Genomic DNA, 22,554 nt, shown 5'->3' with positions numbered 1-22,554 from the left:
ATAAGTGTAGATTTTTATACAACCTATATCCACTTAATACCACAACCCATGCTAGGCTTTTGGTTTGGGTTTACAGGTTCTTTATTAACTAAAGCCGTCATCGCAGCTCTGAGGTCTTCGCCAGTTACAGGTTTTCCATTTCCTGGTCTAGAATCATCTAATTGACCTGTGTACACTAATTTTAAATCGGAGTCAAATAAAAAGAAATCTGGTGTGCATGCAGCACCATACGCTTTAGCAATATCTTGAGTTTGGTCGTACAAATACGGAAAAATATAATCGTTATCTATGGCGTTTTTAGCCATTAACTCAGGACGATCTTGTGGGTAATTTTCAGCATCATTACTCGAAATAGCGATACAATTAATGCCTTTTGAAATATAGTCTTTTGCCAATTGTGATAACTCTGAACTCACATGAATAACAAAAGGGCAGTGGTTACATATAAACATCACCAATGTACCGGTAGTGCCTTTTAATTCTTGTAACGATTTTTTTGTATGATCTACGGTGTCTATAAGCTCAAATTGAGGAGCTGTTGTGCCTAGTGGTATCATTTTAGATTCTGTGCGTGCCATTATTATTTATTGTTGTATTTAGTTACTTTTATCATTGTAAATTATAGATATGGAAAAGATAATAACATTTGAAGACTTTACAAAGGTCGATTTACGAATTGGGACAATTATAGAGGTGAGTGATTTTCCAAAGGCACGTCGTCCTGCCTATCAATTATTAATAGATTTTGGTGCCTTAGGAGTCAAAAAGTCGTCTGCACAAATAACAACACAGTATCAAAAAGAAGATTTGTTGAATCGTCAAATTATAGCTGTGGTTAATTTTCCTAAAAAGCAAATAGCTAATTTTATGAGCGAATGTTTAGTTGTAGGAGCTGTAAAAGAAAATGACGTGTTTCTTCTACATCCAGAAACTAAGGTTAAAAATGGTTCTCAGGTGTCTTGAAAAGTGTAAAAATTGCAGAGTTTCAGAGTTTCAAAGTTGCGAAGGTTCATTGGTTTAAAGACTTGAAAATTCAGAGTTTATCAATGGAAATATACGAGATCAGGACAATATAATTTTCAACAACCAGCAACTAAAATCTACATCTCTTCTCTAAAGAAAACAGCATTCATTAATAACTTATTTGTACCATACCAAAAGGCTCTAAAATTCGTATTGTCTGTAAAACCGATTATTTTTCCTCTACCGATTTTTTGAATTTTGAAAGGCACTGTTTGACTAATACTATCTAAATTTTCTTCTGAAATATAACCACTTAACAATGGATTTTTGCTATACTGAATGGGGTTGTTATAGCTATTCTTATCCGGATTAATGAATAAGGTCGAATTTCTAAACACAGCCAATCTATCATTTTTATAACCAAAATTAATAGGGTGGGAGCGGTCTAATTCGGTTTCAAAAATGGCACCTCCAATAACTTGTGCACCTCTAAAATCACTTCGTGATTCGTAGTTAATATTTTTTGCGATTAATTTGGACTTTTTAAAATCGATATTCATTATTTTTTTGGTGTTCAACCATTTTAAAGCATTTTTATAAGCTATTAAAGTTCCTCCATTTGCGATCCAAGATTGTAGCTTCTTTGTATTGTTTTCACTTAATCCTGAAGAGTTCACCATAATAATCGAATTGTAACGACTCAAATCTGCTCTACCCATACTTTTAGTATCGAGTTTGGTTGCCACAATATCGTAGCGTGTATCAAACAAATGCCAAATTTCACCAGCATCATAAGAGGTTATACCGTCACCAACTAAAAGTGCGATTTTTGGTAATTCTAAATTTCTAAAATTCCGGCTTCCTAAATCAATACCATCATTTAATCCTGTGGAAACTGACGTGATTGAAATATGAGTTTCTTGTGCTGCTTCATTTAAAAAATTATAAATTTCAGTGGTGCTTAAATCTTGATTTTTAGCTGGAATCATAATCGTTCCATAGTCGTAAGATTTACCGTTGGCTTTAAACTGCTTCATGGCAACCTTGGCTCTTAAACCTTTCTTTAAAATAGTATTTAATAATTTTGGAGAGTAATACTCGTGCCATTCAAATAAATACGCATAGTTACTTTTTGAACTGACACCACCTTGGTGTTGTTTTAAATCGATGACTTCATCTCCGGCATTGGTAGTCGTGGTTTCTGTATAATCTAAGTTAAACGCTAATGGGAATGTCCAAGCAGAAATGTCATAAAATAAGCTGTCTTCAAATGTGGTTCGTTTTTCAAACATGGCATTGATTAAACGGGTGTTCTTTTGATTCTTTGGAACCACGTAACTGTAGCCTTTTTTATAATTTTTGCCATCTTTAGAAAAATCTGATTTCAAATTGTGAAACGAAATACGATGACGTTTTAAGGTTTCAGCTAAATGATAGGTTTTTGCAGCATCTTTTTCATCTCCAAAGACAATAGCGTTTTTACCTTCTTTAGAGGCTTCGTTTCTTGCGTTCTTGTAGAAATTGTGTTGATATTCTAATAGGTCTTTTCGCATATTATTAGCAGCTTCAAGCGTAGAAAAAGCAGCTGTATATTGATTTTTAATGGTGAAAGGAAAGGTTAATAGGCCATTCTCACTTTCTTGTATATGACCACGAGAACTCCCTTGTTCAAACAAAATACCAATACCTCCATTAATATCTGGAAAGGTTGAACCTTTTCCGTAGTAGAAATCATCAAAACTTTCTTCGGAATAATATAATGAGCCTATTTTATCTAAAGCCTTGGCGTGATAGGTCGCTATTCCTTTAGTTAAATCTTGATTTAATTGTGGAGTTAATGGGTGTGTGCGCGACGGAATACCAGGTTGAAAAAAGAAACTGGCATTGGTTCCCATTTCATGATGATCGGTTAGAATATTTGGCAACCAATTATGATAGGTTTCTATGCGTGCTCTCGATTCTGGAAGTTGTACAGGTAACCAATCTCTATTCATATCAAACCAATAATGGTTGGTACGTCCGCCAGGCCAAATTTCACTGTATTCTCTATCGTTAGGATCTGGATTTAGATTAATGTTTTTGTTTGTATTTGCCCAATAGGCGAAACGTTGTAAACCATCTGGATTTAAAGAAGGGTCAAACAAAATTACCGTGTTGTTTAATAAATCATCAATTTCTGAACCTTCGGCTGCGGCTAAATAATAGGCGATTAATAAAGCGGCATTAGATCCACTAGGTTCATTACCGTGGATTGAAAACCCTTGGTAAACGACGATAGGTCTGTTTTCTAAGTTTGCCGAATTGGTTTCGGTAGCTTCAATATGAGCAGATTGAATGGCCTCTAAATTTTTATGATTTGCTGATGACGTTATGGTAAGCAAAAGAAGTGGTCTGTTTTCAAAAGTTTTGCCTCTATCTTCTAGTGTAATTCTATCCGACGCATTGGCTAAAGCCTTCATGTATTCTACTAATTTATCGTGCGTAACATGCCATTCACCAACGTTATGTCCAATAACACTCTGTGGTGTTGGTATGGTTGGATTTAATTGTGCATTCTGCGGTAAGTAGTAGGATAATTCTGTTTGCGATTGTGAAAAAAAAGTGGTGGTTGTAAGAATAAGGAGTAGAAGAATGCGTTGCATAGGAATAAGCTTGGTTAGTGCTTAAAAATAGAAAAACCCTGACAATTATTGCCAAGGTTTGTTATAATTTAACAGATGTACTTTTTTAAATATCGTCGAAACTAATATCAGTAAAGCTATCTGTAGTTTTAGTATCTTCAGGTGTTTTTGCTTCTTGCACTACAAAATCATCTTCACGCTTAAAGTCTTTTTGGTGACGTTCGCTAATGACTTCCTGGCCTTTTTCATTAATAATGTAATCGGTCATTTCAGCTAAAATTTCTTTAAACTCAGTAAAATCTTCTTTATAAAGATAAATTTTATGTTTTTTATAATGAAAAGATCCATCATCGTTAGTGAATTTTTTACTTTCCGTAATCGTTAAATAATAATCACCAGCTTTTGTAGCTCTCACATCAAAGAAATAGGTTCTTCTACCTGCACGCAATACTTTGGAATATATTTCTTCCTTATCCATCATTTCATAATCACTCATAACTCAATCTATTTTTTTAATTTCAATCCAAAAATCTAAAAAAAAAGTAACCTAAACAACAAATAATTACATTTCTTTTTCGGAGAGTTGTTTCTTGTATAATTCGTTGTAGTAACTGTCTGTATTTATAAGGCTTTCATGATTTCCAGACTCTATGACTTTTCCATCATCTAAAACAATAATGTGATCTGCATTTTTGGCTGAAGACACGCGATGACTCACAATAATCGTCGTTTTATCTTTAGTGAGCTTTACTAAATTCTTGAGTATTTTTTCTTCCGTTTCAGTATCTACAGCAGATAAACAATCATCAAATAAAAGAATATCGGGTTTTTTAATAATAGCTCTAGCAATAGATACACGCTGCTTTTGTCCACCAGAAAGGGTTAACCCACGTTCACCTAAAACGGTATCATAGCCTTTGCTAAAACCGATGATATTTTTATGAACTTTAGCATTTTGTGCAGCTTCTATGACTTCATCGTCCGTGGCATCTTCCTTTCCAAATTTTATATTGTTTTTTATAGTATCTGAAAATAAGAAGGCATCCTGTGGTACGTAACCAATACTTTGCCTTAGGCTGAAAAGATTTAACTCAGTTATAACGGTGTTATCAATTAAAATTGAGCCTTGATTAATATCATATAAGCGACCGATTAAATCTAATATAGTCGATTTCCCTGAGCCTGTTTTACCTAGAATCACTAAAGTTTCTCCCGATTTTAATTTGAAACTGACATCTTTTAACGCTTCAATATTAGTATCAGGATATACAAAGGATACATTTTTAAACTCTATATCTCCTTTAATTGGAGTGGGTTGGGCCTTGGTATTTTTAATATCAGGTTCCGTATTTAAAAATTCGTTAATCCGCTCTTGCGATGCTTCGGCTTGTTGTATTAAAGAGGTTACCCAACCTACAGTGGCTACCGGCCAAGTTAGCATGTTAACATAAATAATGAATTCTGCAATGGTTCCTATTTGTTCTATTTCGCCATTCATGTATTGCATACCTCCAACATAAATTACAATCAGGTTACTGACTCCAATTAGTAATACCATCATTGGAAAAAACAAAGCCTGTACTTTAGTTAGATTGATTTGTTTCTGACGATTTTCTGCAGATAGATTTTCAAATTCAGCATTGGTTCTTGATTCTATGCCATAAGATTTAATGACGGAAATCCCACTGAATGTTTCTTGTGAATACGCAGAAAGTGTAGATAAAGATTGCTGAACAATAGTACTGCGTTTATTAATTAAACGACTTAATTTATAAATCGCAACGGACAAAAAGGGCAGCGGTAATAAGGTATATAAGGTTAAGGACGGAGATCTATCGACCATATAAATTATAGCAACTGCAAATAAGGTGATGGTATTAATAGTGTACATGATGGCAGGACCAACGTACATTCTTACTTTACCAACATCTTCACTAATACGGTTCATTAAATCACCCGTTCGGTTGGCTTTATAAAATTTTAAAGACAGAATTTGATAATGCTGATAGATTTCATTTTTAAGATCAAATTCCACATATCTCGATACATTAATAATGGTTTGACGCATTAAAAAGGTAAAGATGCCTGCAACTACGGCGGCTCCCACGAGATATAGAATGTTAATCATTAACTCACTTCTAAACATGGTTTCCGATATTTTTCCATCTAATCGGTTAGAAACAACATTTATAGAGGCACCAACTAAACGCGGTGTAAAAAGCGCAAATATCTTGGAGATTATAGTAATAAAGATGCCTATAATGATGCGATATCGGTATTTATAAAAATATTTATTGAGGTGTTTTAGTGCTTTCATTGTGTACTTTAGTAGGTCAAAGGTATTGTGACAATCGTATTTAATAGTTAATATTTTGCTAATCCTTTAATTATGATTTACTTTTGCGAGTTGTTTTTAGAAAATCTTAAAACACCCTAAAATTTAACGAACATGACTTCAGAAATACTATCTTCAAAGGAACTGAAAAAAATGGATCCGGTTTTCGGACAACAGTCTTTTGACGATCATGAGCAAATTGTTTTTTGCAACGACAAAGATACTGGTTTAAAAGCTATAATTGGTATTCACAACACAGTTTTAGGACCAGCTTTAGGTGGTACAAGAATGTGGAATTACGCTAACGAGTGGGAAGCACTTAATGATGTATTGCGTTTATCTCGTGGTATGACATTCAAATCTGCCATCACTGGTTTAAACCTTGGTGGAGGTAAAGCGGTAATTATTGGTGATGCCAAAACACAAAAAACACCAGAACTAATGCGACGTTTTGGTGAGTTTGTACATTCATTAAGCGGACGCTATATTACGGCGGAAGATGTTGGAATGACAACTGAAGATATGGATACTGTGAGAGAAGTTACTCCTTATGTTACTGGAATTTCAGAAAGCAAAGGTGGAGCAGGTAATCCGTCTCCAATTACAGCTTATGGTGTATTTATGGGAATGAAAGCAGCGGCTAAATTTAAATTTGGTTCTGATATTTTGGAAGACAAAAATGTATACGTACAAGGTATTGGTAATGTTGGTGAAGCGCTTGTAGAACATTTGGTAAACGAAGGTGCTAAGGTAACTATTTCAGATATCAGTCAAGATCGTTTAGAAGAAGTACGCTCTAAATATGGTGTTACGATTTACGGAGGTAATGATATTTATAGTGAAGATATGGATATTTATGCACCATGTGCATTAGGAGCCACCATAAACGACGACACTATCTATAAATTGAAGGCAAAAATAATTGCTGGAGCTGCCAATAATCAATTAGCAGAAGAGAAAAACCATGGTTTAATTTTACAAGAACGTGGTATTGTTTATGCACCAGATTTTTTAATTAATGCAGGAGGAATCATCAATGTATATGCAGAGTTAGAAAATTACGACAGACAAGAAATAATGCGTAAGACTGAGAATATCTATAATACTACACTCGAAATTTTAGATAATGCCAAGGTCAATAATCTTACGACGCACAATGCAGCTCTAAATATTGCTAGAGAGCGTATTGAAACACGTAAACGAGAAAACTTAAAATAGTCTCAATTATTTTCTATTATAAAAATTAAATAATAGTATTTTTGCAAGGTGAATCTTTAGAGGTTCGCCTTTTTAAATAATCCAATACTAAAAGTGAGTTCTTACACATGCTAAACAGAAGACACATCAGAATTAAAGCTATGCAATCTATGTATGCTTTTAAAGGGACAGAAAGTGATGATTTAATAAAAGAACAAAAGTTTTTGTTACACAGTTTAGATAGCATGTATGATTTATACTTAGCGCTTTTAGCCTTGCTTACTGAACTACACAAAAAGAGCAAGGATCATAACGAAAAGAGACAAAATAAACTTGTAAAGTCAGATGCGGATAAAAATCTGAATTTGAAGTTTCAAGAGAATCAATTATTACATCTTATTAGCAGTAATAAGATGTTACAAGAAACGATTGAATATCGTAAGTTGAATTATTGGGATTTAGATTTCGAATATGTAGACATTCTTTTTAAAGCCATTTTAAAAAGTGATATCTACGAGGCTTATACTGCGGATTCTGAAACTAGTTTTAAGAAAGATAAAAGTTTCATAATAGATGTGTTCACTGAGATTATAGCACCAAATGAAAAGCTTTACGACTTCTTTGAAGATAAAAAATTAACGTGGGTTGATGATTTACCTGTAGTAAATACAGCCATGTTAAAAGTACTGCGAAAGTTGAAATTGACATCTCCTGAAACGGCATTGTTACCGGATTTATACAAAGATGATGACGATAAAGAATTTGCAATAGAATTATTTAAAAAAACCTTTTTAAATAGCTCTAAGTTTGCTGAGGAAATTAGCAAAAAAACGACGAATTGGGATGCTGAACGTTTAGCGAGTTTAGACGGTGTATTATTAAAAATGGCACTTTGCGAATTTCAAAAATTTCCTTCTATACCTCATAAAGTCACTATTAACGAATATCTTGAAATTGCCAAAGAATACTCTACTCCAAAAAGTAGTTTATTTATCAATGGTATATTAGATAAAATAGTAAAGGAATATCAATCTGAAAATATCCACCTTAAAACGGGAAGAGGTTTAATGTAGACTTCAATAAAAGAGCAATTTTAATTGGGTATTACGCTTGGTAGATGTTAAAATTGTTTCTTATTTAAAGTTAATTATTTAAACCAAAATTGTTTTGAAAGCTATTTCTTACAAATATTTGTTAAGAAGTACGTAAAAATTTTAATTCGTTGAAATAATTATTAACTTCGCGAATCGATTATAAATTTTAACAAAAAAATAGAATAATGAAAAAAGTAATTTTAGGACTTAGTGCATTATGCTTAGTGGCTTTTACATCATGTAAAGACGATGCTGCAAGTAAAATTAAAACTGAAAATATTGCAGCAGCAGCTGATAGAGATGCTAACGCTGGTGATTTTGCAGTTTTAACTTTAGATAAGACAGAACATGATTTTGGTACCATCGCTAATGGAACACCTGTTGAAACAATTTTTAAGTATACAAACACAGGAAATTCAATGTTAGTGGTTAGTGATATTAAAAGTACTTGTGGGTGTACTGTTCCTACAAATTATACAAAAGAAGTTCAGCCAGGCGAAACAGGTCAATTTACAGTGAAATTTAATGGTAAAGGTAACGGTAAGACTACGAAATCTTTAACAATGATCACTAATACTGAAAAAGGACAATTACCAGTAAAGATTACTGCTTTTATTGAGGCTGATCCAAATGCTGCGACTAAGCAAGCTGCAAAGCCAGCAGGAACTGCTACAATTAATCCTTTATCTACAGATGCTGCTGCTCCAAGAAAATATTCTACGCAACCAGGTCACGAAGGACACAACCACGATTAATTAATAATTATTGATAATTTCTAAATGGAAGGATTAGGATCATTTTTACCGTTTATAGCCATTTTTGCAGTGATGTATTTCTTTATGATTGCACCACAAATGAAACGCTCTAAACAAGAGAAAAAGTTTGCCAGTGAGTTAACTAAAGGCACTCGTGTTATTACTAAAAGTGGTATGCACGGAAAAGTTGTAGAATTAAATGATAAAGATAACAGTTGTGTTATTGAAACATTAGCAGGCAAAATAAAATTTGATCGCTCTGCAATTTCCATGGAAATGAGTAATAAATTAAATGCACCAGCTACGGTTAAATAAGCTGACTAGTATATAAATTTTAAAAGACTGTTCATGTATTTGAACAGTCTTTTTTTTTTTGACAAAAACCAAAAACTAACAACTCTTATACTTATCATGTAAACCAATGCCTTTACTAATCATTGGGACTATTTTATCTAAGCGTGTTTGTTTTGTTGCTTCACGTTTAGCATTAGAAATATGCTCACAATAGTCACGTTGTTTAGATAACGTAAGGGCTTCAAAAGATGCTTTTAGGTGGTCATCACTATGTAAAACTTCTTTTAATTGGTCAGGAATTATGACAGCTTTTGTATTGCGCTGTGGTTTGAGTTCTCGTCCTAATCGTTGATTGTCTATCGCTTCCTTTACGTATAATAAAACAGCAGCTTTATTAATAGCATCTTTACTATTAAAACGCATTTGTCGCATCGCTTTTGTTTTCTCCTCTTGCGCATTGTAAAGTAAGTGTTGCTCATCTTTTAAAAATACACCTTGATGAAACCAAATACAAAAATGATTTTTAAACGCTCCGATACCCAAAACATTCTTACCATTAAGGCAATATGTTGGCATGTTCCACTTTATGGTTTCTTCTAATTCGGTGGAATTTATGATATCTCGCAAAAAGATAAGGGCTTCTGAGAAGTGAGAATTACTTTCAATATAGCCTTCAACAGAGATTACTTTTTTCATTTTGTTAGGGTTTGTATAACTTAAACTATATGAGTCCAATTTAATGACATTAATAAGATGTTAAACAAAATAGTTTAAAAAATTAAGGCAATTCAAGTGCCACGTAAAATCTTTTCCATCTTTCGACCTTTTGCTAATTCATCCACCAACTTGTCTAAGTACCTGACTTGTCGTGTTAACTGTGTTTCGATATCTTCAATGCGGTACCCACAGATTACACCTTTAATGAGATGTGTATTTGGGTTGAGTTCTGCTTTCTCAAAGAAGGCTTTAAAAGTGACTTTATCAAGGATAAGTTCTTGTAGTTTAGTGTCATCAAAACCGGTTAACCATGCGATAACTTGGTGCAATTCGGCTTTTGTTCTGCCTTTCTTTTCTACTTTAGTTATATAATGAGGATAAACTGATGCAAATGTCATCTTGGCTATGCGTTCGTCATGTTCTGGTGTGGTGGTCATAATACATGTATTTTAGTTAAACACTAAATCCTTTTGATTTTAAATTTAAGCATAAAAAAATAAGCAGTAAACTAATTGATATCGTCTACTGCTTACAAAATTGTAAATTGAGAATAAATTCTATTTTTCTATAGCCGTAAGCTCAGCAATTTTACAAATTACTTCAATTGCTTTTTGAATACTTTCGACTGGAACATATTCATAGCGACCATGAAAATTATGACCACCAGCAAATATATTAGGACATGGTAATCCCATATAAGAAAGTTGAGAACCATCTGTTCCTCCACGTATGGCTTTAATAAGTGGAGTTACCCCAACTGCTTTCATAGCTTCTTCTGCAATGTCAACAATATGCATTACAGGTTCCACTTTTTCTTTCATGTTATAGTATTGGTCGTTCATTTCAATTTTAAACACTTCACTTTCGTATTTTGTATTTAAATCGAAAACGATTTTTTCTAGTAGGGCCTTTCGAGCTTCAAACTTATCCTTGTCGTGATCTCTAATAATATATTGCAGTGTGGTTTCTTCAACATTACCTTCTATATTATGCATATGGAAAAAACCTTCGTAGCCTTCGGTGCATTCAGGTGTTTCTAATCGTGGTAATATATTAATAAACTCAGAAGCATAATACATCGAATTTATCATCTTTCCTTTGGCATAACCAGGATGTACAATTTTACCTTTTACAGTAATCTTAGCTCCAGCAGCATTAAAATTTTCATATTCTAACTCTCCAACTTGGCTACCATCCATGGTATAAGCCCAATCAGCACCAAATTTTTCAACATCAAATTTATGTGCACCTCTACCAATTTCTTCATCTGGGGTGAACCCAATCCTTATTTTTCCGTGTTTAATTTCAGGATGATTAATAAGGTATTCCATCGCAGTTACAATTTCTGTAATCCCAGCTTTATCATCAGCACCTAAAAGTGTTGTACCATCCGTTGTGATTAAGGTCTGTCCTTTATAGAGTAATAAATCTTCAAAATAATCTGGTGACAGAATAATATTCTCTTCAGCATTTAAAACGATATCTTTTCCATCGTAATCACTCACAATTTGAGGTTTCACATGGGCACCTGTAAAATCTGGAGACGTATCAAAATGTGATACAAAACCAATAGTAGGCACATGGTGTGATACATTACTTGGTAACGTTGCCATGATATAAGCGTTTTCATCTATAGTGACATCACTTAGACCTATCGCCTTTAGCTCTTCAACTAATTTATTGGCCAAGTCCCATTGTTTTTTGGTACTTGGTGTGGTTTGCGATTCTGGATCTGATTCCGTATCTATTGTAACGTAACCTATAAAACGATCAATGATATGCTGCATAAAAGGATTTGTTTTGAAAATTTAAAGTTTAAAAGTAATCACTGGAAGTTTAGAGTGGTTTACAACATCTTCAGAAATACTACCAGAGAAGTAATGGTTTAAGCCTTTTCTTCCATGAGTAATCATAGATAACGCATCTGTTTCATTTCTTTTTGCGAAACTTAATATACCATCTTCAACATTATGGTCAGAAATACGGGCAATATTAACATCACTTTCGTTAAGCTTTGCAAGCTCTAAGAAGGTTGCAATTCTTTCGTCAATTTCATCCGTACTTAAAAATGATAAGTTTGGAGAATTAATATGTAACAAGGTTGTTTTTTCACTTAATTTAGCTAGTAATTTTAAAGCTTTTTTTACAGATGACACACTGTTATCAGAAAAATCTGTAGCTAATACAATATGTTTAAAACTAGTAGATTTTGGCTGAGATTTCACCACTAACACAGGTGTGTTACTATAACGTACCACTTTCTCAGTATTAGAACCTGTAAAAACACCATCGTGATCGCTGTGTCCTCTTGATCCCATAACAATTAAATCTGCTTTAACATCATCAGCAACTTCAGCAACTTCCTTTAAAACTTTATGATACTTAACCATTGGATTTACTTCCAACCCTTCAAGATACGGCTGATCTAAAAATGTTTCAAATTTTTTGTTAGCGACCATAAGCATGAAGGCATTCTCTTCACCTCTTTCACTACTAGACGCCGAAAAAATAGATTCAGACATCTCTAACATATGCATAACAATTAACTCTGCGTCATGTTGTTTTGCTAATGCAGCGGCAGTTTCTAAAGCATATTCAGAATGTTTAGAAAAATCGACAGGGACTATAATTTTTTTCATGATATTTTATTTTTGATTAGTGATTCAAAGTTAGTAAAATTCTTAAGCATAAATAATGATATATAACAGTTTCTACTAAAATTAATGGCTTATAGCATGGTTTAATTTAAATTAGAGTTCCTTATTTTTGCAATGCAAAACCGTTTTCATGTACAAAGCTTTAGTCAGACCCATTTTATTTCTTTTTGATCCAGAAAAAGTACATTATTTCACCTTTTCTTTAATTCGGAATTTATCTAAATTTCCCGGAGTTAAAAGCCTATTTAAATCGCTTTATGTGATTGAAGATAAAGGTTTAGAACGTGAGTTGTTTGGGTTAACGTTTAAAAACCCAGTGGGTTTAGCAGCAGGTTTTGATAAAAATGCCGTGTTATATAACGAATTGGCCAACTTTGGATTTGGCTTTATTGAAATAGGAACGGTAACACCAATAGCCCAAGAAGGAAATCCTAAGAAACGATTATTTAGGTTGAAAGATGACAAAGGGATTATTAACCGCATGGGTTTTAATAATGAAGGGTTACAAGCCGCTATTTCACAACTTAAGAAAAATAAAGGACAACTCATTATTGGCGGGAATATTGGTAAAAATACCCAAACACGTCCTGAAAATTATACCAAGGATTATCTTGAATGTTTCAATGCCTTACATCCGTATGTCGATTATTTTGTGCTTAATGTGAGCTGTCCGAATGTAGGAAGTCATGCTAAATTGAACGATAAAGATTACTTATTAGAATTGATTTCTACGGTTCAAAAAGCGAATAATTCTTTTGAAAAGCAGAAACCAATTTTGCTTAAAATTGCGCCAGATTTAAATGATATTCAACTAGATGAAATAGTAGAATTAATTGCTGAAACTAATCTTGATGGTGTTATTGCTAGTAATACCTCTATCGACAGAACGGGCTTAAAAGCAACTGATGCCAGATTAACGGAAATTGGAAATGGAGGCTTAAGTGGCCAACCGATTAAATCAAAATCGACCAAAGTCATTAAATATTTAGCAGATAAAAGCCATAAAGCATTCCCGATCATTGGAGTAGGAGGTATTCATACTGCAGAGGATGCATTAGAGAAATTAGAAGCAGGAGCAGATTTGGTTCAGGTGTATACAGGTTTTATTTATGAAGGCCCTTCTTTAATTAAGAAGATTAATAAGGCTTTATTGAAGTAAATTAATGATTAGTTTTTACGTAATTTGAAAACTTTATATTCTTAATTTGAATTACGACATCCTTATATCATTCGCTTTAGCGACATCTGCATTAGCTATTTCACCAGGGCCAGATAATATCTATGTTTTAATACAAAGTATTAGTCAAGGTAAATCTTATGGCTTAGCAACAGTTTGCGGATTAATTACAGGTTGTATAATTCACACCTCGTTACTTGCGTTTGGTGTTTCTGCGATAATAGCAGCCAATGAAAACATATTCTTTGGTATTAAACTTTTAGGAGCAATTTACCTGTTGTATTTGGCTTATAAAGTGTTTAAATCTGATAGTCAACTAAATTTGGATTCTAATGTTGCACCTAAAAAAAGTCTGAAACAATTATTTATCCAAGGCTTTTTTATGAATGTCCTTAATCCAAAAGTCACGATTTTCTTTTTAGCTTTTTTTCCTGGGTTCTTGTTTAGTGAAACGATGAGTACAGTAATTCAGTTTTATATTTTAGGGGGCATTTTTATGTTGGTGTCGTTTATTATTTTTTCATCAATTGCCTTGTTAGCCGGACAAATTAAAACCTACACGTTAAAACATAAAAATTCTGGATTGTTTTTAAAATGGCTTCAAATTATCGTTTTTGTTGGGATTGCGATTTTTATTCTAATTTAGTAGAATGCTAAAAGTCAATTTTCTACCCAAGTTTTCTATTATAATTGTCTTATCCTTTATCCTGTTTACAATAATTGGGACCATTACACATGAGTTTGGTCATATTGCAATTGCAAAATATTTTGGCTATGACACCACAATAAGTTATGGAAGCATGAGTTATTCTCAAGATTTTTCAGAAGATGAAGATGTAAAAGAAATTAAGAAAATTTCAGAGCCCTACATGACTATTGATTATGAAGAATGGCCAGAAGACGTAAAACTAAAGTTAGAAGCTTTAGACAAAATAGTGATGGAACGATATCCTTATAATGAAACCTATAAGTTACATGAGTTATTAATAACTATTGGAGGTCCTGCTCAAACATTACTTACAAGTTTTATAGGCTTGTTAATTTTATTTTTCAGACGAAAAAAATGGAAAGATCAATTTAGAGTTGTAGATTGGTTAGCTGTTTTTATGTCGTTATTTGCTCTTCGTGAAGTGTTTAATTTTGTACAAGTTTCTTATAGTGCATTATTTAATTCTGAGTCAAATTTTAATGCAGATGAATTCAAAATATCTAGATATTTAGGATTTAATGAATGGATTATTCCAGTAATAAGTTTAATAGTAGGGTTAACAATTTCAATTTATGTTATTTTTAAAATCATTCCTATCAAATATCGATTTTCATTTATAGTATCAGGTTTGGTTGGAGGAATTTCAGGTTTTGCAATATGGTTTGGTTTTTTAGGGGAATTGCTATTCGGTGCATAAAAAAAACAGACAGAAATTAAAGCTCCTAACAATATAATATAAACAATCTATATTATAATCAGAGCCTTAAAGTTTTCACTTCAAATTCAGTTTCGAGTTTAATTTCAATTTCAATTAATGTATATTTGAATCAATGAATAAAGCCGTTAAAATAATAGAATGTCCAAGAGATGCTATGCAAGGCATTAAGGATTTTATACCAACAGAAAAGAAGGTACAATATATTCAATCGTTACTTCGTGTAGGTTTTGATACTATTGATTTTGGTAGTTTTGTGTCACCAAAAGCCATTCCGCAAATGGTAGATACTGCTGAAGTGTTAGCGCAATTAGATTTAAGCAAAACCGAAAGTAAATTATTGGCTATTATTGCTAATACGAGAGGGGCAACGGATGCTTCAGTTCATAAAGACATTGATTATTTAGGCTTTCCGTTTTCAATTTCCGAAAACTTTCAAATGCGAAATACGCATAAAACGATAGCACAATCTGTGGTTACACTGTCTGAAATTTTAGAAATAGCGGATAAAAGCCATAAAGAAGTTGTGGTATACATTTCTATGGGTTTTGGAAATCCGTATGGCGATCCTTGGAATGTAGATATCGTAGGTGAATGGACGGAGCGTTTAGCAAAAATGGGTGTTAAGATTCTCTCTTTAAGTGATACTATTGGCAGTTCCGATGCTGAGAATATTTCATATTTATTTTCTAATTTAATTCCTGCGTATCCAAATATAGAGTTTGGGGCACATTTGCATACTACACCAACCACATGGTTCGAAAAAATAGATGCTGCTTATAAAGCAGGTTGCAGACGTTTTGATGGAGCTATACAAGGATTTGGTGGTTGCCCAATGGCTAAAGATGATTTAACAGGTAATATGCCTACTGAAAAAATGTTTTCATATTTTACACAAAAAAAAGCCCATGACTTAAATGCCATGAGCTTTGAGAGTGCTTATAATGAAGCGACTAAAATATTTTCAGTCTATCATTAAGGATTAATCCTCTAGTAATTCATATTGAAATTGAGGATAACCTCTTTCTCCTGTTTCACTTTCTACAGCAGTAAATCTTAATTTATAGTAGTTGCCATTAGTATCTTTTGCAATATAGTAGCGACCTTCTGTTACCGAAGTTTCACCTGTCATATAATCTACACTTCTCCAACCACTACCAACTACGGCACGATCGTTATAAATTAAACTAGCCTCATTAACATCTGTTATAGTGAAATCAGTATAGCTTGGAGTCGTATCATCTTCAACTGTTATTTGATATAAGCCAACGCCACCAAGTGTGTTGTGCAATGTATAATCAGAGTATGTTAATCCTGCAGCGATAGTACCTTGCAAACCGTAATACGAAAATACACCTCCAAAATCGATATCCCAATTATCAGCTTCTGGTTCTACACTTACCACTTGTCCATCGGTTAAACTCACTGCAGTAAGATTGTAACTACTGTCTTTAGTAACTGTAATTTCATTGTAATCGGCAGTATTGTCTAAAGTAGCGTATTGAATAGTGTAACTACTTCCATTGGTTAATACTCTAACTTTCATATAACCTCTTGCGTCTCCAGTAGTATTTAAAGTTCCATTGTTGGTTGTCGGTATTTCGTTTCCTAAATTTACAATGTAAACGTTATTATCACTATCTGTACTAGAGATTTCATCAAATGCAGTGCCTGCTAATTCTCCTTCTTTACTATCAGTGAAAGAAATACCAGCATCTAAATCTCCATATTGGTAATATCCTACAGGAAGTCCTTCCATTAACTCAGCTACTGTAGAAACTGTTACTGTAGTTGGCGAAAAAGTTTGGTCTAAGGCATTTAAAGTTACGGGAGATGTTAACGTTGTTGTTTCTGTAACTGAAGTGATATCTGTAATACCCTCTAATTCTACAGCTGAAACTAACAAGGCATTATTTAAGTATACTCTATTTTGAGAACCATTATAAACGGCAATTTCCCATGAATCACGACGCGATGAGATTTGTATTCCAGTACTTAAATCGACGTACACGCGATTAGCCTGATTAAATCCGCCAACTTCAGGATCTATAATGCCACCTGTAGACGGTGGAGTAGTTGTCGTTGTTGTACCATCATCATCACTGCTGCAACTTGTAAATAGGGCAGCTCCTATAAATAATATTAAAGTTAAAAATCTGTTTGTCATAATAGTTAGTGTTAAAAATTTAAGTTATATAATAATTTTAAAAAATATGATCGGCCGTTACCGATAAGTTGAGATGTAGAGGTTGTACTTGTATGACTTCCAGCAGAAGCTACTGAGTTAATATTTACAACATCAAAAATATTTCTTGCGCCAAGTGTGGCCTCAATATGAGGTGTGATTTTAGTTCGGATGGAAGCGTTTAACCATGTAAAAGATTCTGTAACACCTGTAAACGTATTACCATCACTATCACTGAAAAGACCTTTGGTTTCACCTGTGTATTTTAATTGCGCAGAAACGGTAGTATTCCAGTTTGGTAGTTGATAAGCCAATGACGTTTGAAGATTAAAACTCCATAAATAATCAGTGTCATTAGATTCAGGTTCTAGGATGTCATTTTTAACTCCGAGATAAGTACCGCCAAGTCCAATATTCCAGTTTTTGTAGATAAAACTATTATCTAAGGTAAACCCTAAACGGGAACTATAGTCAATATTATCTTGTGTAAATAAGGTTCTTCCATCATTATCTTCTGTAGTAATGCTAGAAATAGCATCTTTTAAATAGATATGAAAAAAGTTGAAGTTGGTATTTAGATACCCTTCTTTAGCAATTTTAAAATTGTCTTTTAAATTCACAAAAACAGATACTCCATCTTCTGGTTGAAGATCTGGATTTCCTTGCACATTGTGATTTGCATCTACAAAATAGAAGAATAGTTCTTCAAAATTTGGTGCTCTATAGGCTGAACCTACAACAGCTTTTAATTTTAATGTCTCTGTAAAGTTATAATTAGAAGATAAGGACCATATTAAATGATTATCAAATTGAGAACTATGCGTGAATCTAGCTCCTGGATTTATCGATAATTTAGCTGTGGGTTGAAACTCTGTTATTCCAAATAATTCGTAGTTAGTAATGGTATTTTCTACAACAGCATTTGAATAAGCTCCAGAGGCGTTAGCATCAAAACCAGATTGATTGGTAAACTCATAACCCAATTGTAAATCAAAGAAACGGGATTGTGATACAATGTTATTTACAAAGGCTTTAGAGTACCAAACTTCACTAGATTGGCTCAACGCATCAGTTTCTACGGATTGTGTTTGTTGTTCAAAGATGTTGTAAACGAATTCTTTGTAGTTGCGCTTCTGATTTTGATACGAAAACGAAAAATTATATTTGGTGGCACCTTTCAATGGGCCAGAAACGTTTATATTATTGACCCATCTGTCTGTTTTATAATTTTCATCTAATGCCGTTGGGTTTAGTTGTCCGTTTTCATACCGCCCGTTCACAATGTGGTTATAGATATCTAAATCTTCATTATAGTATTGTAGTTTATAAAATATATTATGTTTACCTAAGTCTAAATCTACATTGGCAGACGCTGTAATTTGTTCTTTTGGATTCCATTCGGTGCCACGTAAACTGTCATTTACAACTAAGTTATCCTCTATATTGACATAATTTTGACCTTTATATCCATTATAATACCCAGCAAAATCATTTCGAGATACACCAAAAGCATATGATAATTTTTCATTGGCTTGATGCGTAGCTCTAAAATTTTGAATATGTCTGCCTTCATCAAAAAACTCAAATTCATTGCCTACCGTTTCTTCTTGCAAAGACAATTGTAACTGCCAACCTTTTTCTTTTAAACTGCGCTTGGTTATAATATTTATGACACCAGCAACAGCATTATCTCCATATAATACTCCCATGGAACCTTCTACGATTTCTACACGTTCTACATCATCTATATTGAGTTGTGAAATATCAATGTTATTTCCAAGTCCATTATCGCTTACTATAGGAATGCCATCGATTAGAATTTTTACATATTGTCCATCAAGACCAAATAGGCTAACCGTTGAGCGCCCTGATGAAGCATCCGGACTAACGGTAATATTTAAGTTGTTAGATAAGATGTCTGTCAAATTAGAGCCTGCCAAGTTATCAATATCGGCCCTTTTTATCGTGCTTACTGTAAATAGTTTCTTACTAACAGACATGACATTACTTTCCCCAACGACAACGACTTCTTTTAATTCTTCCGTTTTAGTACTGTCTCTTTCTTTTTCTTGTGCATTTAAAAAGCAACTTAAAAAAAGATAAAAATAAATTAGTTTTTTATTTTTAATTAGACTCATTCTATATAAATTTGCTGCAAATATAGAATCTTATTTTAATTCATTCTAAATAAGAATAATTATTTTTGATTTTTATTTTAACCCTTAGCAAATATTATAAAATGAGAAAAATCGTAGTTTTAGCAATTATTTTAGCATTTACTTTTAATAGTAATGCACAGGATAAAAAATCACAAGATCAAGCAGCTATAAAGAACATGTGTGGTTGTTTTGAAGTCACGTTTAATTTTAGTGAAACGTTTAACTACAGTAATGATTCTCTTTACAGACCATCAGAAACTAAAGTGGATAAAGGTTTAGAATATGCCGTTGCGATTGTAGATGAAGCTGATAAAATTTCAATTCAGCATTTATTACAGGTAGGGCGTCCGGATAGTCCTCACATCGTTAAACACTGGAGGCAAGATTGGTTATTTGAAAATACAGACTTCTATATGTATAATGGAGATAATGAGTGGCTTTTTGAAAATAAAACTAGCGATGCTGTTAAAGGACAATGGACACAAAAAGTATATCAAGTAGATGATAGTCCACGTTATGAAGGGTCGGGAACATGGGTTCACGTAGATGGTAAGGATTATTGGGAAAATACAACAACGGCTCCATTACCAAGACGAGAATATACAAAGCGAAGTGATTATAATGTGACTCTCAGAGGCAACAGACAAGAAATTACTAAGTATGGTTGGTTACATGATCAAGACAATGCTAAAATTATAAGAGAAAATGGAAAAGAAGATGTAGTTTTAGCTAAAGAAAAAGGCTATAACACCTATGTAAAGGTTGATGATAGCAGATGCCAAGCAACAATTGATTGGTGGAAAGCCAATCAAGATAAATGGGCTTTAGTTAGAGCAAAATGGGATGAAGTTTACAGCAGAGATAGAGATTTAGTCTTAGAAACTAAAGTAGATAACAAACCACTTTACAAATTTTTATTTGATGATAACGTTGTAAAGGAAGAAGAGATAAATACTACAATTGAATCATTTGTAAAAAAGTAAAACACATGAAGAATTTAAAATTAGGTTTTTTAGCTATATTATTAGCATTCGTATTTCAAGGATTTGGGCAAGATAATGTATTCTTAGATCGTAAGTTTTGGGATACAAAACCAGACGTTAAAACGGTTAAAACAAAAATGGAAGAAGGTCATAATCCGGCAGAAGCTAACGGCAATAATTTTGATGGTGTTGTTTATGCTACGTTGCAAGAGGCTCCATTAAAAACGATTACCTACCTGTTGTCTCAGAAAGGCAATGATGTGAATAAGTTAACACATGATGGACGAACTTACATTTTTTGGGCAGCATACAAAGGCAATGAAAAGTTAGTAAAATATTTATTAAAAAAAGGTGCTAAAACTGATATCACAGACGATAAAGGAAATACGATTATCAATTTTGCGGCAGGTGCTGGTCAAAAAAATACAGCAGTCTATGATTTACTGATTAAATCTAACTCAAAGTTGATTACTAGAGCAAATCCTAATGGGGCAAATGCTATATTATTAGCGGCGCCAAGCGATAACGATTTTAAGCTAACAGATTACTTTCAGTCGAAAGGTTTAGATATTAATAGTAAGGATACCAATGGTAATGGTATTTTTAATTATGCGGCTAAGACTGGAAATATTGAAATGATGACTGCTCTTTTAGACAAAGGCATCAAAGGCACTGATCAAGCATTTATATTTGCTGCAAATGGAGCAAGAGGTACAACTAATGGCATAGAAGTTTACAAATTTTTGAAAAAAGTTGGTTTAAGTCCAATTGTGGTCAACAACGAAGGTGTGTCTCCATTACATATCGTTGCAAAAAGAAACACAGATTTTGAAGTAATCAATTATTTATTTAAAAATGGTTTAGATGTAAATGCCCTGGATGATAATGGTAATAATGCGGTAATGAATGCAGCTTCTGGAAATAGTTTGGAGGTGGTGAAGCATTTATCTAGAAATTTAAAATCCACGAGTACTATTAATAAAAAAGGACAATCCGCTTTAACTTTAGCGATTGTTGGAAACGCTGCAGATGTCGTAGGGTTTTTAATTAAGAATGGTTATAAGACAGATATTTTAGACGCGAAAGGTAATAACTTAGCATATTATTTAATTGATTCATATTCTCCAAGACGCAAAAAAACGTTTTATGAAAAACTTGAATTACTTCAAGCTAACAATGTAGACCTCTCCAAAGTACAGAAAAACGGAAATACGTGGTTTCATTTAGCGGTAGAAAAAAATAGTTTGGATGTCTTAGAATTAGCCTTAAAAATGAATCAAGATATTAATGCAAAAAATAAAGAAGGAAATACGGCCTTACATTTAGCAGCATTAAAAGCAACCGACGATGCTATTCTTAAGTTTCTTATAAAACACGGAGCGAAAAAAGATCTTGTAACTGATTTTGAAGAATCAGCATACGATTTAGCAAAAGAAAATGAGTTGCTAAAAAAGAATAACATTGCCATAGAATTTTTAAAATAATAGAATTTTGAATATGAAAAATATACGTTCTTTAGCATTATTATGCGTTATCATATTTGGACTAGTGTCTTTCTCTAAGCCGGTTGAGTCTACTAAATATAAATGTATGATTCAAATGACAAATTATACAGGTGAAGGTGCTTACATTGTCATCTCCTTATTAAATCCTGAAGGTGAATATGTCGAAACACTAAACGTTATTGGCGATGATGATGAATGGTATAATACAGTAGAGTCTTGGTGGAATTTTTATGGCAAAAGAAGAACTGATATTGATGCTATAACAGGAGCCACCGTGAGTGGCGGAGAACGCACCATCAATGTTATCGAAATTGATAACGATAAAATTGATAAAGGTTATAAACTTCGTTTTGAATCTGCTGTAGAAGATCAGGAATATTACGAAAGTGATGTGGAAATAGAATTAACGTCTGAAAGCGTAAAATCTAAAGTAGAAGGCCAAGGGTTTATTCGTTATATCCGCATGATGCCGCAATAAAACTGAATAT

At 33.1% G+C, this 22,554-nt stretch carries 22 protein-coding genes; 12 read left to right on the top strand and 10 right to left on the bottom strand.

Annotation, left to right across the window (positions count from 1 at the left end; genetic code table 11):
* Positions 1-23: 23 nt before the first annotated feature.
* Positions 24-578, bottom strand: a complete 555-nt coding sequence (locus KO515_RS17085; protein ID WP_215937546.1) for a thioredoxin family protein — start codon at positions 576-578, stop codon at positions 24-26.
* A 49-nt stretch (positions 579-627) separates the two neighbouring features.
* Here KO515_RS17085 and KO515_RS17080 point away from each other — a divergent pair, with 49 nt between their 5' ends.
* On the top strand, positions 628-963 hold the full coding sequence (locus KO515_RS17080) for a tRNA-binding protein (protein WP_215937545.1): 336 nt from the start codon (positions 628-630) through the stop codon (positions 961-963).
* Between the two features lie 137 nt (positions 964-1,100).
* On the opposite strand, the gene KO515_RS17075 is transcribed toward KO515_RS17080, so the two are convergent.
* From KO515_RS17075 to KO515_RS17065, 3 genes are all read right to left on the bottom strand, one after another.
* Positions 1,101-3,605, bottom strand: a complete 2,505-nt coding sequence (locus tag KO515_RS17075) for a M14 metallopeptidase family protein (protein WP_215937544.1) — start codon at positions 3,603-3,605, stop codon at positions 1,101-1,103.
* Positions 3,606-3,690: 85 nt separating this feature from the next.
* A complete protein-coding gene (locus KO515_RS17070; protein WP_215937543.1) occupies positions 3,691-4,080 on the bottom strand; it encodes a PUR family DNA/RNA-binding protein in 390 nt (129 codons plus the stop codon).
* A 66-nt stretch (positions 4,081-4,146) separates the two neighbouring features.
* A complete protein-coding gene (locus tag KO515_RS17065) occupies positions 4,147-5,901 on the bottom strand; it encodes an ABC transporter ATP-binding protein (RefSeq protein ID WP_215937542.1) in 1,755 nt (584 codons plus the stop codon).
* 132 nt (positions 5,902-6,033) lie between these two features.
* Between KO515_RS17065 and KO515_RS17060 the strand changes: the two genes are divergently transcribed.
* The 4 genes from KO515_RS17060 (at position 6,034) to yajC (ending at position 9,280) form a co-directional block, all read left to right on the top strand.
* Positions 6,034-7,137, top strand: coding sequence for a Glu/Leu/Phe/Val family dehydrogenase (locus KO515_RS17060; protein WP_215937541.1), 1,104 nt, complete (start codon positions 6,034-6,036; stop codon positions 7,135-7,137).
* 107 nt (positions 7,138-7,244) lie between these two features.
* Positions 7,245-8,189 (top strand): transcription antitermination factor NusB, encoded by a 945-nt coding sequence (nusB, locus tag KO515_RS17055; RefSeq protein ID WP_252723896.1) that lies wholly within the window; start codon positions 7,245-7,247, stop codon positions 8,187-8,189.
* A gap of 206 nt (positions 8,190-8,395) precedes the next feature.
* Positions 8,396-8,965 carry a DUF1573 domain-containing protein gene (locus KO515_RS17050; protein WP_215937540.1) on the top strand — a complete coding sequence of 190 codons (570 nt, stop codon included), beginning with the start codon at positions 8,396-8,398 and terminating at the stop codon, positions 8,963-8,965.
* 24 nt (positions 8,966-8,989) lie between these two features.
* On the top strand, positions 8,990-9,280 hold the full coding sequence (yajC, locus tag KO515_RS17045; RefSeq protein WP_215937539.1) for a preprotein translocase subunit YajC: 291 nt from the start codon (positions 8,990-8,992) through the stop codon (positions 9,278-9,280).
* A 75-nt stretch (positions 9,281-9,355) separates the two neighbouring features.
* Here yajC and KO515_RS17040 read toward each other — a convergent pair whose 3' ends face one another.
* From KO515_RS17040 to KO515_RS17025, 4 genes are all read right to left on the bottom strand, one after another.
* Positions 9,356-9,955, bottom strand: a complete 600-nt coding sequence (locus KO515_RS17040; RefSeq protein ID WP_215937538.1) for a YdeI/OmpD-associated family protein — start codon at positions 9,953-9,955, stop codon at positions 9,356-9,358.
* Positions 9,956-10,047: 92 nt separating this feature from the next.
* Positions 10,048-10,413: a DUF2200 domain-containing protein gene (locus tag KO515_RS17035; RefSeq protein WP_215937537.1), complete on the bottom strand. Its 366-nt coding sequence runs from the start codon at positions 10,411-10,413 to the stop codon at positions 10,048-10,050.
* A gap of 120 nt (positions 10,414-10,533) precedes the next feature.
* Positions 10,534-11,763 (bottom strand): peptidase T, encoded by a 1,230-nt coding sequence (gene pepT, locus KO515_RS17030; protein WP_215937536.1) that lies wholly within the window; start codon positions 11,761-11,763, stop codon positions 10,534-10,536.
* Positions 11,764-11,784: 21 nt separating this feature from the next.
* Positions 11,785-12,615 (bottom strand): universal stress protein, encoded by an 831-nt coding sequence (locus KO515_RS17025; RefSeq protein WP_215937535.1) that lies wholly within the window; start codon positions 12,613-12,615, stop codon positions 11,785-11,787.
* A gap of 148 nt (positions 12,616-12,763) precedes the next feature.
* Here KO515_RS17025 and KO515_RS17020 point away from each other — a divergent pair, with 148 nt between their 5' ends.
* The 4 genes from KO515_RS17020 to KO515_RS17005 all read left to right on the top strand — a co-directional run bounded on the left by KO515_RS17020 (position 12,764) and on the right by KO515_RS17005 (position 16,213).
* Positions 12,764-13,792 carry a quinone-dependent dihydroorotate dehydrogenase gene (locus tag KO515_RS17020; protein ID WP_215937534.1) on the top strand — a complete coding sequence of 343 codons (1,029 nt, stop codon included), beginning with the start codon at positions 12,764-12,766 and terminating at the stop codon, positions 13,790-13,792.
* Between the two features lie 46 nt (positions 13,793-13,838).
* The gene (locus KO515_RS17015) at positions 13,839-14,456 is read left to right on the top strand and encodes a LysE family translocator (RefSeq protein ID WP_215937533.1); all 618 of its coding nucleotides are present in this window, start codon (positions 13,839-13,841) and stop codon (positions 14,454-14,456) included.
* Between the two features lie 4 nt (positions 14,457-14,460).
* Positions 14,461-15,216 carry a hypothetical protein gene (locus KO515_RS17010; RefSeq protein WP_215937532.1) on the top strand — a complete coding sequence of 252 codons (756 nt, stop codon included), beginning with the start codon at positions 14,461-14,463 and terminating at the stop codon, positions 15,214-15,216.
* Between the two features lie 133 nt (positions 15,217-15,349).
* Positions 15,350-16,213 carry a hydroxymethylglutaryl-CoA lyase gene (locus tag KO515_RS17005; RefSeq protein ID WP_215937531.1) on the top strand — a complete coding sequence of 288 codons (864 nt, stop codon included), beginning with the start codon at positions 15,350-15,352 and terminating at the stop codon, positions 16,211-16,213.
* Positions 16,214-16,216: 3 nt separating this feature from the next.
* Here the strand turns inward: KO515_RS17005 and KO515_RS17000 are convergent, their stop codons facing one another.
* Both KO515_RS17000 and KO515_RS16995 read right to left on the bottom strand, forming a co-directional pair.
* Positions 16,217-17,401, bottom strand: a complete 1,185-nt coding sequence (locus tag KO515_RS17000) for an HmuY family protein (RefSeq protein ID WP_215937530.1) — start codon at positions 17,399-17,401, stop codon at positions 16,217-16,219.
* A gap of 11 nt (positions 17,402-17,412) precedes the next feature.
* Positions 17,413-19,557 (bottom strand): TonB-dependent receptor plug domain-containing protein, encoded by a 2,145-nt coding sequence (locus KO515_RS16995; protein WP_215937529.1) that lies wholly within the window; start codon positions 19,555-19,557, stop codon positions 17,413-17,415.
* A 101-nt stretch (positions 19,558-19,658) separates the two neighbouring features.
* Between KO515_RS16995 and KO515_RS16990 the strand changes: the two genes are divergently transcribed.
* From KO515_RS16990 to KO515_RS16980, 3 genes are read left to right on the top strand one after another with little or no spacing between them, the layout of a single operon-like run.
* The gene (locus KO515_RS16990; RefSeq protein ID WP_215937528.1) at positions 19,659-20,561 is read left to right on the top strand and encodes a DUF6607 family protein; all 903 of its coding nucleotides are present in this window, start codon (positions 19,659-19,661) and stop codon (positions 20,559-20,561) included.
* A 5-nt stretch (positions 20,562-20,566) separates the two neighbouring features.
* A complete protein-coding gene (locus KO515_RS16985) occupies positions 20,567-22,045 on the top strand; it encodes an ankyrin repeat domain-containing protein (RefSeq protein ID WP_215937527.1) in 1,479 nt (492 codons plus the stop codon).
* 13 nt (positions 22,046-22,058) lie between these two features.
* Positions 22,059-22,544: a DUF2271 domain-containing protein gene (locus tag KO515_RS16980; RefSeq protein ID WP_215937526.1), complete on the top strand. Its 486-nt coding sequence runs from the start codon at positions 22,059-22,061 to the stop codon at positions 22,542-22,544.
* The last annotated feature ends 10 nt before the right edge of the window (positions 22,545-22,554 follow it).

It is taken from the genome of Winogradskyella psychrotolerans, from assembly GCF_018860545.1.
GTDB lineage: Bacteria > Bacteroidota > Bacteroidia > Flavobacteriales > Flavobacteriaceae > Winogradskyella > Winogradskyella psychrotolerans_A.
This window is presented reverse-complemented; position numbering and strand designations above follow the sequence as displayed.

Coding starts and splice junctions, on each gene's coding strand:
- KO515_RS17085 (WP_215937546.1), bottom strand. CDS start 578: ATGGCACGCACAGAATCTAAAATGATACCACTAGGCACAACAGCTCCT.
- KO515_RS17080 (WP_215937545.1), top strand. CDS start 628: ATGGAAAAGATAATAACATTTGAAGACTTTACAAAGGTCGATTTACGA.
- KO515_RS17075 (WP_215937544.1), bottom strand. CDS start 3,605: ATGCAACGCATTCTTCTACTCCTTATTCTTACAACCACCACTTTTTTT.
- KO515_RS17070 (WP_215937543.1), bottom strand. CDS start 4,080: ATGAGTGATTATGAAATGATGGATAAGGAAGAAATATATTCCAAAGTA.
- KO515_RS17065 (WP_215937542.1), bottom strand. CDS start 5,901: ATGAAAGCACTAAAACACCTCAATAAATATTTTTATAAATACCGATAT.
- KO515_RS17060 (WP_215937541.1), top strand. CDS start 6,034: ATGACTTCAGAAATACTATCTTCAAAGGAACTGAAAAAAATGGATCCG.
- nusB (WP_252723896.1), top strand. CDS start 7,245: ATGCTAAACAGAAGACACATCAGAATTAAAGCTATGCAATCTATGTAT.
- KO515_RS17050 (WP_215937540.1), top strand. CDS start 8,396: ATGAAAAAAGTAATTTTAGGACTTAGTGCATTATGCTTAGTGGCTTTT.
- yajC (WP_215937539.1), top strand. CDS start 8,990: ATGGAAGGATTAGGATCATTTTTACCGTTTATAGCCATTTTTGCAGTG.
- KO515_RS17040 (WP_215937538.1), bottom strand. CDS start 9,955: ATGAAAAAAGTAATCTCTGTTGAAGGCTATATTGAAAGTAATTCTCAC.
- KO515_RS17035 (WP_215937537.1), bottom strand. CDS start 10,413: ATGACCACCACACCAGAACATGACGAACGCATAGCCAAGATGACATTT.
- pepT (WP_215937536.1), bottom strand. CDS start 11,763: ATGCAGCATATCATTGATCGTTTTATAGGTTACGTTACAATAGATACG.
- KO515_RS17025 (WP_215937535.1), bottom strand. CDS start 12,615: ATGAAAAAAATTATAGTCCCTGTCGATTTTTCTAAACATTCTGAATAT.
- KO515_RS17020 (WP_215937534.1), top strand. CDS start 12,764: ATGTACAAAGCTTTAGTCAGACCCATTTTATTTCTTTTTGATCCAGAA.
- KO515_RS17010 (WP_215937532.1), top strand. CDS start 14,461: ATGCTAAAAGTCAATTTTCTACCCAAGTTTTCTATTATAATTGTCTTA.
- KO515_RS17005 (WP_215937531.1), top strand. CDS start 15,350: ATGAATAAAGCCGTTAAAATAATAGAATGTCCAAGAGATGCTATGCAA.
- KO515_RS17000 (WP_215937530.1), bottom strand. CDS start 17,401: ATGACAAACAGATTTTTAACTTTAATATTATTTATAGGAGCTGCCCTA.
- KO515_RS16995 (WP_215937529.1), bottom strand. CDS start 19,557: ATGAGTCTAATTAAAAATAAAAAACTAATTTATTTTTATCTTTTTTTA.
- KO515_RS16990 (WP_215937528.1), top strand. CDS start 19,659: ATGAGAAAAATCGTAGTTTTAGCAATTATTTTAGCATTTACTTTTAAT.
- KO515_RS16985 (WP_215937527.1), top strand. CDS start 20,567: ATGAAGAATTTAAAATTAGGTTTTTTAGCTATATTATTAGCATTCGTA.
- KO515_RS16980 (WP_215937526.1), top strand. CDS start 22,059: ATGAAAAATATACGTTCTTTAGCATTATTATGCGTTATCATATTTGGA.